We start from the raw sequence: 284 nt of genomic DNA, 5'->3' as shown, positions 1-284 counted from the left end.
GCAACGAGCGCAACCCTTGTCCTTATTTGCTTCCTCGTATGAGGTGCTCTATAAGGAGACTGCCGGCGACAAGCCGGAGGAAGGAGGGGACGACGTCAGGTCAGTATGCCCTTTATGCTCTGGGCTACACAGGCGCTACAGTGGCAAGGACAATGAGTAGCGAGAGTGCGAGCTCAAGCTAATCTCACAAACCTTGTCGTGGTGCGAATTGAAGGTTGAAACTCACCTTCATGAAGCCGGAATCGGTAGTAATGGCGTATCAGCTATGTCGCCGTGAATACGTT

1 rRNA gene (only partly in view) is annotated in these 284 nt (G+C 52.5%); it reads left to right on the top strand.

Going from position 1 to position 284, the window contains the following annotated elements:
- A 16S ribosomal RNA gene (locus ACP5GV_RS08085) occupies window positions 1–284 on the top strand; its annotated part runs 177 nt beyond the window's last position; the annotation flags it as partial.

It is taken from the genome of Caldisphaera sp. (genome assembly GCF_049974385.1).
Taxonomy (GTDB): Archaea; Thermoproteota; Thermoprotei_A; order Sulfolobales; family Acidilobaceae; genus Caldisphaera.
The sequence above is the reverse complement of the archived record's forward strand: the minus strand, read 5'-3'. Positions and strand labels throughout refer to the sequence as shown.